Here is a 12,809-nt window from a genome sequence, read left to right as displayed (position 1 = left end):
TCCCGATTGCCCCGTCCTGGCTGGGCCGAGGAGCGCAGAGACAAGCGGATCAGGGCTGGCGTTGTTTGAGCGAAGCGCAGCGTAGCGAGTTTAGCCAGACCCCGCTTGGCTCGAGCACCGCAGGTTGCCCGGAGCGAAGCGCAGGGACCCAGACTGCAGGTCGCCTTTTCTTTGGTGACTTTGGTGTTCGCGTAACTTCGCTACGCGAAGTGAGCGAACCCCGCGCGCGCAGCGCGCCTTTTGGCGGACAAAAGAAAACCCGCTTTGCGGGTTTCGCCAAAGTTACTGGCCGCCGGGCCACTCCCGGCCAGCCACCCTCAATAGAGAACAAGCCGCCGGAGCAAGCCCGCCCCTGCGGAAGGGGAAAGCCACGCCCCTTTTGTAACAACCCCCCCCGCGCCGCGAACAAAAACAAAACCTACTCCCTAGGGTTTACGTGAATTTGTCACGAAAACCCACCCTGTGTACTTGTGACTACTTGTAAGACAACGAGATGAAAAATTACAATAAGTCACAGATGCGACCCTAATTCAAACTGCTTTTGCGTGTTTTCTCACGGAAATCTGGGTTTTCTATTTGTTTTTTGGCGAACCGTGATTTAGTCGAGCCAAAAAAGAGCAATCAGTAACATAAAGTTACGTCCAAAGGTCTGTAAGCGCATACAGGCCATGCCGCCGACCACTGGCGCTGTTATCCGCCGACTTGTAACGAAAAGGATGTGAACCATGAAAACTGTTCTGAAATTTTGCATTTTTGCCGCCGGCCTGGCCCTGGGCCAGGTGGTTCTGGCGCAAGCCTCGCCGGTGACGTCCCAGCTGCTGGCGCAGCGCGTCGAGATGGTGGCCGGCAAGCCGGTGCTCAAGCCTGCCGGCGACGGCAAGCCGGGCGACGTCTTGCAGTACAGCGCCACCTACCGCAACAACGGCACCGCTGCCGCGGGCAAGCTGCTGGCCACCGTGCCGGTGCCGCCCGGTACCACCTTCATCGCCGCCAGCGAACTGCCCGCCCAGGCCCAGGCCTCCACGGACGGCAGCACCTTCGCGCCCATGCCGCTGACCCGCGTGGTCAAGCAGGCTGACGGCAGCACGCGCAAAGAGCCCGTGCCCCTGGCCGACTACCGCGCGCTGCGCTGGGAACTCGGCAGCCTGCCCGCGGGCGCGACCTCGGTGGTCAGCCTGCGCGTGAGCATCGATGCGCCGGCGGTCGTCTCGGCGGCCAAGCCCTGATGGCGGCCGGGCCCGTCCACAGCGCCCTTCCCAGTTTCTGTTAGTTGTCTGTCGATTCACCGTTGTCTTGTAGCCAGGAGAAATACGCCATGTATGCCAACCCCCCGAGTCCGCGGCCCCTAGGGCTGCCGCACTTCTTCACCCACTGGATTGTGGGCTTGTTCGTTGCCTTCGCGCTGGTGATGGCCGGTACGGCTGCGCACGCCGCACCGCCGCCCGCCGGCACGTCGATCAGCAACCAGGCCTCGGCCACCTACTCGGATGCCTCGGGCATCACGCGCACGGTGACCTCCAACGTGGTGCAGACCACGGTGCAGCAGATCGCCAGCCTGACGCTGGCCGCCAGCGGCGCGCAGAACGCGACGCCGGGCAGCGTGGTGTACTACCCGCATACCCTGACCAACACGGGTAACGGCACGGACACCTTCAACCTGACCGCCACCCACGCCAGTGGTACCTTCACCATGGCGAGCGTGCAGATCTTCGCCGACAACGGCAGTGGTTCGCCCACGGGCCCCGCGATCACCACGACGGGCGCACTGGCCGCGGGTGGCCAGTTCAAGTACATCGTGGTCGCCACCCTCCCGGGCACGGCCACGGCCACGCAAACCAACGGCCTCTCGGTGACCGGCACCAGCGTGTTCGACCCGACCAAGACCCAGTCCAACACTGACACGACCACGGTCACGACCAACGCGGTCGTGACGCTGACCAAGTCTGCCAGCGTGTCCAGCGGCGCGGCCGGCACGGCCATCACCTATACCCTGACCTACACGAACACCGGTAACAGCACGGCCACCGCCGTCGCGATCACCGACATCCTGCCGGCAGGCCTGACCTACACCGCGGGCTCCGCACGCTGGAGCGTGACCGGCGCCACCGCGCTGAGCGACAGCGGCGGCTCCAGCGGCTCCGCGCCCAACACCCTGACTTCGGGCTACACCCTGGGCACCAAGACCCTGCTGGTCACGCTCAACCAGGTGACGGCCGGCCAGTCGGGCACCATCAGCTTCGGCGTGACCGTGGCACCGGGCACGGCGCCCGGCGTGCTGAACAACACCGCGGCGACGTCTTACAACAACGGCGCCACCACGGTGACGGGCGGCTCCAACACCGTGCCTTTCACGGTGCTGCAGACCGCCGCCGTGACGCTGACCGGCACCACGGTGCCCGGCCCTGCCGCGCCCGGCTCGACGGTGAGCTTTACCAACACGGTGACCAACACCGGCAACGGCTCCGACACCTTCAACATCACGCTGAGCACGGGTAACTTCCCGGCCGGCACGACCTTCCAGCTGTTCAAGAGCGACGGCGTCACGCCGCTGGTTGACACCAACAGCGACGGCACGGTCGACACCGGCCCCCTGGCCGCCGGCGCCACCTACAACGTGATCCTGAAGGCCACGCTGCCGCCGAACGCGACCAACACCGGCTCGCCTTTCATCATCACCAAGACGGCCACCTCCGTGTTCGACCCGACCAAGACGGCCAGCACGCCCGACCAGCTGACCGCCGTGGCCAACGCAGCGGTTGATGCCACCAACAACCTGCCGACCGCGGTGGGTGTTCCCGGCGTGGGCGTGTTCGCCAACGGTGAAGGCGCGGCGCAGGTCACCAACACGCTGAACCCCGGCGCCTCGACGGTCTTCACCATCGTGGCCAACAACACCGGCCCCTCGCCGGACAGCTACAACCTGGGCGCCAGCACGGTCAACACCTTCGCCAGCGTGACGCTGCCGGCCGGCTGGACGGTCAGCTTCCGCGCCGACGGCGGCGCGGGCAACTGCTCGACCACCGGCGCGACCATCACCAACACCGGCTCGGTGGCCTCCGGCGGCAACGTCGTGGTCTGCGCGGTGGTCGGTGTGCCGGCCGGCTTCGCGGCGGGCACCACGCAGCTGTACTTCCGCACGCTGTCGCCCACCTCGAACGCTTCGGACACGCTGCATGACGCGGTGGTCGTGAACGCCGTGCGCTCCATCACCTTGACGCCCAACGGCGCCGGCCAGACCTATCCCGGCGGCTCCTACGTCTACAGCCACACCCTGACCAACACCGGCAACGTGCTGGAAGGCAATGGCACGGTCAGCACGGTGACCCTGGCAGGCGCCGACAACCAGGCCGGCTGGACTTCCGCGCTGTACTACGACGCCAACGCCAACGGCGTGCTCGACGCGACCGACCCGCAGATCAGCGGTGCCCTGAGTGCCGCCGGCGTCCTGCCCGCGGGCCTGGCCCCCGGCGCATCGATCACCGTGTTCAACAAGGTGATCGCACCGAGCGGCGCGACCCCCGGCGCGGTGGATGCCACGACCATCACGGTCACGACCAGCAACGGCAGCTATGTGACGACGATCCCCGCAGTGGCCACCGCCGTTGACAGCACCACCGTCATCGCCGGCAACCTGACCCTGTCCAAGGCGCAATCCCTGGACACGGCCTGCGCCGGCGCCACCGGCGGCACGGTTTACGCGGCGGCCACCCTGAGCGCCCGCCCCAACCAGTGCGTGCTGTACCAGATCACGGTGACCAATGTGGGATCCGCGAATGCGACCTCGGTCGTCGTGTCCGACGCCACGCCGAGCTACACCACCCTGAGCAGCGCCGCTGCGAGCACGGTGGGCACCGTCACCGGCCCCGCCGCGGGCGCGGCCGGCACCGTCACCGCAACGATCGGCACCCTGACCCCCGGTCAGTCGGCTGTCGTGACTTTCGGTGTTCGCATCAACCCCTAACCCGGGACTGACCTCCAGCGCGGGAAGCGAAAGCTTCCCCGCTTTTCCAAGGGCACGGCAACGCGCCCTTTGGAAAGCGACGCCCTGCCGCAACCCACCACCCACCCAGCCCACATGCTTTTTCGCCCGCTGCGCAAACTGCTGATTTCCTGCATGTTGCTGCTCTTCTGGGCAGCCGCACAGGCAGCGCCGACCCCAGCGGGGACGGTGATCAGCAATACGGCGAGCGCCACCTTTGTGGACACCGCGACGGGCCTGCCGGTGCGCATCAATTCCAATACCGTGAACACCACGGTGGCGGCGATGGAAGCACTCACGCTGAACGCCAGCCAGAACCTGCTGATCGGCGTCGGCTCCTCCTTCACCATCAGCCACAACCTGGCCAACACCGGCAACGTTGCCACCAACTACCTGGTCACCGCCAGCGTGGCCGGTGGCAGTGCCTTCACGCCGCTGAACCTGCAGGTGGTGCTGGACGTCAACGGCAACGGCCTGGTCGATGCCGGTGAGCCCGTGGTGCCCGCCGGCGGCGTGGTGCCGGTGGCCGTCGGCGCCACCGCGGGCCTGCTGATCACCGGCCAGATTCCGCCCGGCGCGGTGCCCGGCCAGACCGCGCAGCTCAGCCTGCGCGCGGTCAGCCAGCTGCAAAGCGCCACGGCCACCAACACGGACACGATCAACCTGACCAACGGCGCTGCCGTGCAGGTCAGCTACGCGGCCGGGGCGGCCACCGCTACCCAAAGCGTGGCGCTCAGCTTCACGGCCAGGGCCACCAACAACGGCAACATGGCGGCCAGCCCCGCCAATGTGACGGTCAATGGCGCGCCCGCCGCGCTGTTCATCCTGCGCGCACCGGTGCCGGTGAACACGGTCTTCACCTCGGCCCAGCCGGCCACCAATCCCGGCGCGCAGACGCTGTACCACTTGCAGGGCGCCGCCACCGGCAGCTATGTCACCAGTGTGCCGGGCGGCGGCGTGGTGGACGCGGTGGCCTGGGCCATCGCCACCTTGCCGCAGGGCGGTCTGTTCCTGGGGCAGTTCAGCGTCATGGTGAATTCCAACGCCGCCGGCAATGTGAGCGGCGCCGCCTATGCCGACTGGACCGACGCCGCCGCGCCGCTGACCACCGCCAGCAACACCGTGGTGCTACCGCTGCCTGCGCACACGGCAAGCCTCCAGTTCTATACCAACAACACGTATACAGTGCACGCCGGCCAGAGCGTTCCCGGCAACGCACTGTTTGTGCAGGCTGACGCGTCCATCTGCAATGCCGACCCCAACACGATAGGCACGGTGCCCATCACCATCGTGAGCCACCTCACCGGCGATTCGGAAACCTATACGGCCGTGGAAACCGGGCCCAACACCGGCGTGTTCCGCATCCTGCCCAGCGTTCCCACCGCAAACGCGGTCTCGCACATCGTGGCCTCGGGCGATGGCATTCTCGAAGTGCTGCGCAACGACACCGTGACCGCCAGCATCACGACCTGCGGTGGCATAACGGTGTCGGTCACCACCACGCTGCTGGTCGACCCTTCGGGCACCGTTTACAACTCGGCCACCAACCAGCCCGTCGCCGGCGTCACGGTGCAACTGATTGACGTCCTCGGTGCGGGCAACGGCGGCAACCCCGGCGGCCCGGCCGTGGTGTTCCTGATGGACGGCGTCACGCCGGCGCCCAGCGTCGTCGTGACGGCGGCGGACGGTTTTTATGAATTCCCGCTGGTGCCCAACAGTCACTATCGACTGGTGGTTACCCCGCCGGCTGGCTTTTCTTTTCCTTCGCGGGTGCCTGCGGCGTTGCAGCCGGCCGGCCGGGTGATCGACACGCCGGGTTCTTATGGCGGCAATTTTCTGGTGGCGCTAGCGCCGGTGCATTTCGACGTGCCCCTGGACCCCGGTGCCACCGCGGGCGGCCTTTTCATCCAGAAAACCGCCAACAAAAAAACCGCCGAGATCGGCGACTTTGTTGACTATTCGGTCAAGCTCAACAACGTCTCGGCCGCGCCACTGCCGGCCACCGTGGTCAGCGACAGCCTGCCTGCCGGTTTTGCCTACGTGCGCGGCACGGCGCGCCTTAACGGCGCGGCGCTGGCCGATCCCGCCGGCGGTGCCGGCCCCAGCCTGCAGTTTGCCGTCGGCACGATCGCCGCCGGCGCACAGCCTGTGCTGAGCTACCGCGTGCGCGTGGGCGCGGGCAGCCAGAGCGGCAACGGCATCAACACCGCCCAGGCCGCCAGCGGCGCGGTGCGCTCCAACAGCTCCAGCGTGCGCGTGCAGGTGGTGGGCGGCGTGTTCTCCAACAAGGCCTATGTGATCGGCAAGGTGTTCGCCGACTGCAGCAGGGACGGCGTGCAGGACGCCGGCGAGCCGGGCATTCCGGGCGTGCGCATTTACCTCGAAGACGGCACTTATGCCGTGACCGACGAAGAGGGCAAGTACAGCTTCTACGGCCTGGAGCCGCGCACCCATGTGGCCAAGGTCGACAACATCACGCTGCCCGCGGGCGCCACGCTGGCCGTGCTGAACAACCGCAACGCCTTCGACGCCGGCAGCCGCTTCACGGACCTCACCAACGGCGAATTGCACAAGGCCGATTTCGCGATCGCCGAATGCACGCCCGGCATCCGCGAGCAGATCGCCGCGCGCCGCAAGGCGCTGGGCAACGCGTCGGAAATCACCCAGGCCGCCGGCACGCTGCTGCAGGCCAACCGCGGCGCCGCCGCGCCCGACAGCCGCACGCTGCCGGCCAGCGGCGCCATGGGCCTGCCGGGCGCGCAGCAAAACAACGCCGGCAGCAATGCCGTGGCGGCGGCCCCCCTGCCGGGTACCCTGGGCGCCGTCGGCGACACGGGCGGCCCCACCGCGCCCAATGCCCGCCTGCCCAAACCCATCTACACGCCGGCCAGCGTGGAGCCGGCCCAGCCCGCCGCGCCCGCCGGCGCCGAGGCGCCCGCGGCCGAGCAGATGCTGCAGCCGCTGGAAGACCTGCTGCCGGAGCTGGACGCCGCGACCGGTTTTATCGGCCTGGTGGACGAGCAACTGCTGCCGGTCGCGCAGACCCGAGTCCGCGTGAAGGGGCCGCTGGGCGCGCGCTTTGAACTGACCGTCAACGGCCAGCCCGTTCCCGCCACGCTGGTCGGCAAGAAGAGCAGCCTGGAGAAAAACAAGGTCCTGGCCTGGGAATACATAGGCGTGGACCTCAAGCCCGGCCGCAACACGCTGGCCGTGCGCGCCCTGGACGGCTTCGGCAATGCCCGCGGCACGGCGCAGATCACGGTGCGCGTGCCCGGCGCGCTGGCCAAGATCGAGGTCGCTGCGCCCGCGCAGCTGATCGCCGACGGCGCGACCGCCGTGCCGGTGATCATTTCGCTGCGCGACGCGCAAGGCCTGCCCGTGGCCGTGCGCACCCAGGTCAGCCTGCAGGCCAGCCAAGGCCAATGGCAGACACCCGACCTCGATGCGCGCCAGCCCGGCACCCAGGTGTTTGTCGAAGGCGGCGAAGGCCGCTTCCTGCTGCTGCCGCCGGCCCAGCCCGGCAAGGCCGAACTCACCATCACCAGCGGCACCGTCAAGTCCGTCTCGCCCATCGAGTTCATGCCCAACCTGCGGCCCATGATCGCCGCCGGTATCGTGGAAGGCACGCTCAACCTGCGCAGCCTCAACCCTTCGGCGCTGCGGCCGGCGCAAAGCGGCGACGTGTTCGAGCGCCAGATCCAGAGCAGCTCGCGCAGCTTCTCCGGCGGCAAGGGCGAGGCCGCCGCGCGCACCGCGCTGTTCCTCAAGGGCAAGGTGCTGGGCTCCTCGCTGCTGACGCTGGCCTACGACTCCGACAAGCCTTCGGACACGGCGCTGTTCCGCGACATCCAGCCCGGCCAGTTCTACCCGGTCTACGGCGACTCCTCGGCGCGCGGCTTTGACGCGCAGTCCACCGGCAAGCTGTATGTGATGCTGCAAAACGGCAGCAACTACGCGCTGCTGGGCGACTACTCGACCCAGACCGACAACCAGGCGCGCCAGCTCACGCAGTATTCGCGCGCCCTGAACGGCGTGAAGGGCCGCTACCAGGACGGCGCGCTCACGGTGGAAGGCTTTGCCAGCCGCACCGCCACCACGCAGCTGGTGCAGGAATTCCGCGCCAACGGCACCTCCGGCCCCTTCCTGCTGAACATCAACGGCGTGGTCAACAGCCAGCAGGTCAACATCCTCACGCGCAACCGCAGCCAGGCCTCGGTCATCGTCAACGACACGCCGCTCACGCAGTTCACCGACTACGAGATCGAGCCCATGAGCGGTCGGCTGCTGCTCAAGGCGCCGGTGCCCAGCGTGGACCCCGACCTCAACCCCATCTTCGTGCGCGTGAGCTACTCGGTCGATTCCGGCGGCGCCAAGCACACGGTCGCCGGTGCCGAGGCCCGCGTGCAGGTCACGCCGGCCGTGACGCTGGGCGCCTCGACGCTGCGCGACACCGACCCGGCCAACCGCCAGAACCTGGACGGCCTCAACGTGACGGCCAAGCTCGGCGAGAAGACCGTGGCCACCGGCGAAATCGCGCGCAGCAGCACCGACCTGCAGGGCAGCGGCTCGGGCCAGCGCGTGGAGATCCGCCACGAAGACCAGGCGCTGCAGGCGCGCGTCTGGGGCGCCAAGACCAGCGCCGGTTTCTACAACCCCAACAGCGTGCAGTCGGCCGGCCAGTCCGAATACGGCGCCAAGGTCGGCTACGCGGTGGACGACAAGAACCGCGTGGTCGGCGAAGCGCTGCGCACCGCCAACAGCGTGACCGGCGCATCGCAGACCGGCGCCGAGCTCAAGCTGGAGCACAGCATGGCCGGCAACGTCAAGGTGGAAGTCGGCGTGCGCTACAGCGCCGCCAACACGGCCGCGGCCCTGTCCGGCCCGGCCCTGCCGGGCTCCACCCAGCCGATCGTTCCGTCGCCCACGGCGCTGGCAGCCGGTCCTTCCGAGGAGGTCGGCACCACCACCGCGCGCGTCAAGGTGACGGTGCCCGTGCCCGACGTGCCGCAGGCCGACGTCTACGGCCTGGCCGAGTACGCCATCGACGGCAGCGGCGGCCGCGAAGTCGGCGTGGGCGGCAACTACGCCATCAATTCGACGACGCGCCTGTATGCGCGCCACGACTTCATCAACAGCCTCAAGAGCATTTACACGCTCAACGCCTCGACCTCGCAATACACCACCGTCGCCGGCATCAACACCGAGCTGACCGACAGCACCCAGCTGTTCAACGAATACCGCATGGGCGACAGCATCAACGGCCGCACCAGCGAAGCCGCCCTGGGCCTGCGCCGGCTCTGGCGCCTGGACAACGGCGTGGGCCTGACGGCCAGCGTGCAGCGCATCAAGCCGATCTCCGGCGTGGTCATCGACGACTCCAGCGCCGTGACGCTGGGCGCCGACTACACGGCCGCCGCCACCTGGAAGGCCTCGGGCCAGCTGCAGTGGCAGACCTCGACCAACTCGAGCAGCTGGCTGCTCACCGGCGCGCTGGCCAACAAGCTGGACGACAGCTGGACGCTGCTCAACCGCGGCCTCTACAGCGAGCAGTCCAACCTCGGCGCCGGCGGCGGCAAGCGCGAACTCATCACGGCGCAGTCCGGCGTGGCTTACCGCCCGGTCGACAGCGACAAGTGGAATGCCCTGGGCCGCATTGAGTACAAAAAGGATTCCGACAGCACCTTGGGCCCGGGGTTGAGCCGCGACGAGTCCGGCCTGATCCTGTCCACCCACCTCAATGTGCAGCCCAACCGCCACTGGACCGTGAGCGGGCGTTACGCCGCCAAGTGGGGCAGCGACCGCTCCAACGGCATCAGCAGCCGCTCCTTCACGCAGCTGATCGGCGGGCGCTCCACCTGGGACCTCACGCAGCGCTGGGACCTGAGCCTGCAGGCCTACCGTATGTGGGGCGACGGCGCCGCCGAAACCGCCGTGGGCGTGGAAGTCGGCTACCTGGCCTGGAAAAACATGTGGGTGTCCGTGGGCTACAACGTCAAGGGTTTCAAGGCCGCCGACATGACGGGCGAGGCCTATACCCAGCGCGGCCTCTATCTGCGTGTACGCTTCAAGTTTGACGAGAACGTCTTCGGCGAGCCTTCCGGCGCGGCCGCGGTTTCTCCTTCCCGCACGGCGGCCCCCCAACAATGATGTTTTTTCAGTGCCCCGTTTTCCGTTTGATGCGCAAGCCGGCCTTGCCACGCGGCCTGGCGCGGGCCGCATGGGGCGCTGCCTTGCTGCTGCTGGCCGCGCCCTGGGCGACGGCGCAGACCACCTTTAATTACACCGGCGCCTTGCAGACCTACACCGTGCCCGCGGGCGCGGGCGGGGTAATCATCCAGGCCAACGGCGCGGGCGGCGGCAGCGGCGGCAATGACTCCAACGGCTGGGGCGGCGCCGGCGGCGCGGGCGCGCGGGCCACAGGTACTTATTACATCGCGCCCGGCACCGTGCTCAATGTGGCCGTCGGCCAGGGTGGGCGCGCCGGCAATACCTCGCAGGGCGCATTCACCTGCGCCAACGCGGCCGGCGCGGGCGGCCTGGCGGGCGGCGCGCCCGGCTGGGCCGGCGGTGCGGGCGGCCAGGCCGGTTGCAGCGGCTGGTCCGGCGGCGGCGCGGGCGGCGGCGCGGCCAGCGTGGTGGCCACGGCCGCCAATGCCCGGCTGATCGTCGCCGGCGGCGGCGGCGGCGGCCAGGGCGGCGCGCTCGATGTATCGGGCCGCGCTGGCCTGCCCGCGACGACCACGATAGGCACCTTGCCGGGGGCGGCGGGCACCGCGGGCACGACACGCGTCGGCGACGGCTCGGGCGGCGGCGGCGGCGGCGCCGGTTGCGCGGCCGGTGTGGGCGGCGCGGAACTGGTGGACAGCAGCGGCACCAACGCCACCCGCCAGGCTACGGGCGGCGGCTCCTGCCGCGACACGGTGGCAATTTCAGCCTTCAGCGTGACCGCCTCGCTGGGCGGCGCGGGCGGCGCTTCCGTCACCGGCACGGCGCCGGCCAGCGGCAACCCCGGCGGCGACGGCTCGGTGACCATCACGCCCATCTACCCGACGCTAACCGTCACCAAATCCCAGCCCAGTCCGGCGCTGCAGGTGGGCATCAACAGCGTCTACAGCCTCACGGTGGCGACCACCACCACAACACCGGCTTTTGTGGCGCGTGTGGTCGACCAGTTGCCCGTCAACATGACCTATGTCAGCAGCAGCGGCACCGGCTGGACCTGCTCGACCGCCGCCAACGCCGGCGGCACACTGGTGACCTGTAATTTTGTCGGCACCATTGCCGCGAGCGGCGGCACCTCGGTGCTGCAGATCACGGCCAGGCCCACCAGCAATATCACGGTCACCAACTACACCGCCGTGGACCCGGCCGGCGGCACCAGCCCGCCGACCCCGACCACCTGCACGGCCGCCAACACGCCGAGCGCCGGCTGCGCCGCGCCCGTGGTCAGCACCGTGGCCCTGGGTTTCGGCGGCAACGTGTACAGCGATACCAACCACAACGGCAACCTGGACGCCGGCGAGGCCGGCATAGGCGGCTCCAGCGCGCTGTGGGTCAAGCTGGTGCCGCGTTCGGGCAGCACCTGCAACGGCCCGGCCACGGTGGCGGCCTCGGTCAACCTCACGACCGGCGCCTACAGCTTTAGCAACATCCAGCAGGGCAACTATTGCCTGGTTGTGGACGGCAACGCCACGCTGAGCGACATCACGGCGGCCTACCCGGCCGGCTTCATAGGCACGCAAAACCCGACCGGCATCATCCAGTTCAGCATCGTGGGCGCGCCGCCCGTCCCGCAAAACTTCGGCCTGTACAGCGGCAGCACCTTAAGCGGCAATGTGTTTGCCGACAATGGCGCGGGCGGCGGCACGGCCAACAACGGCGTGAAGGCCGGCACCGAACCGGGGCTGGCCGGCATCACCATCAACGCCATGCAGGGCGCGACCACGCTGGACAGTGAACCCACGGCCAGCGACGGCAGCTTTACCCTGTGGATTCCCGGCACCGCTAGCGGCACCGTGGTCCTCACGCCCGTGCTGCCGGCCGGCTACACCGCCACCGGCGGCTCGGCCGGCACCACCGGCGGCAGCTACACCCGCCCCAGCGTGAGCTACACCGCCGGTTCGGGCCTGGCCCGCACCGGCATCAGCTTCGGCATGGTGGGGCCCAACACCTTAAGCCCCAACGGCGCGCAGACCGCCCAGCCCGGCACAGTGGTGTTCTACGCCCATACCTACAAGGCGGCCACTGGCGGGTCAGTCGCCTTCTCGATCGCCAACACCGCCACGCCGGCCAGCCCGGCCTGGAACCAGGTGCTGTACCAGGACAGCAATTGCAACGCTGCGGTGGAGGCCAGCGAGACGCAGCCTGCCGCGACCATTACTGTCACCGCCGGGCAGACCATCTGCTTGGTCGTCAAGCAGTTCGTTCCCGCCGGCGCCGGCCAGGGTGCGCAGAACAGCGTCACGCTGAGCGCCGCCTTCACCTACACCAACTCGGCCCCGGCGCTGGCCGTCAGCACCTTGCTGGCCACCGACATCACCACGGTGGGCCAGGCCGGCGACCTGTCGCTGGCCAAGCTGGTGAGCAATGTGACCCAGGCGCTGCCCGCGGCCACCAGCGTGAACGCCAACCCCGGCGACACGCTGCAGTACACCTTGACGGCCACCAACAACGGCACGCAGCCGCTGTCCACGCTGTTCGTGAGCGACTCCACCGCGGCCTTCACCGGCTTTGTGTCGGCGACTTGCCCGGGCTCGCTGCCCACGGGCATCACCGGCTGCACGGTGACGACGCAACCGGCGGTCAATGCGCAGGGGGCGCTGAAGTGGAC

The 12,809-nt window shown here is 68.7% G+C and carries 4 protein-coding genes; all 4 read left to right on the top strand.

Translation table 11 applies throughout. The features are described 5' to 3' along the window. Positions 1-725: 725 nt before the first annotated feature. A complete protein-coding gene (locus tag BLQ85_RS23850; RefSeq protein WP_074580454.1) occupies positions 726-1,226 on the top strand; it encodes a hypothetical protein in 501 nt (166 codons plus the stop codon). Positions 1,227-1,315: 89 nt separating this feature from the next. After that, positions 1,316-3,961: a beta strand repeat-containing protein gene (locus BLQ85_RS23845; RefSeq protein WP_083336980.1), complete on the top strand. Its 2,646-nt coding sequence runs from the start codon at positions 1,316-1,318 to the stop codon at positions 3,959-3,961. Between the two features lie 114 nt (positions 3,962-4,075). Next, positions 4,076-10,126, top strand: a complete 6,051-nt coding sequence (locus BLQ85_RS23840; protein ID WP_139201111.1) for an SdrD B-like domain-containing protein — start codon at positions 4,076-4,078, stop codon at positions 10,124-10,126. Continuing rightward, positions 10,123-12,809: SdrD B-like domain-containing protein (locus BLQ85_RS23835; protein ID WP_175456193.1), on the top strand; the 2,687-nt coding region annotated here is incomplete at its 3' end. The genes BLQ85_RS23840 and BLQ85_RS23835, both read left to right, overlap by 4 nt.

Source organism: Polaromonas sp. JS666, from assembly GCF_900103405.1.
Classification (GTDB): domain Bacteria; phylum Pseudomonadota; class Gammaproteobacteria; order Burkholderiales; family Burkholderiaceae_C; genus Polaromonas.
This window is presented reverse-complemented; position numbering and strand designations above follow the sequence as displayed.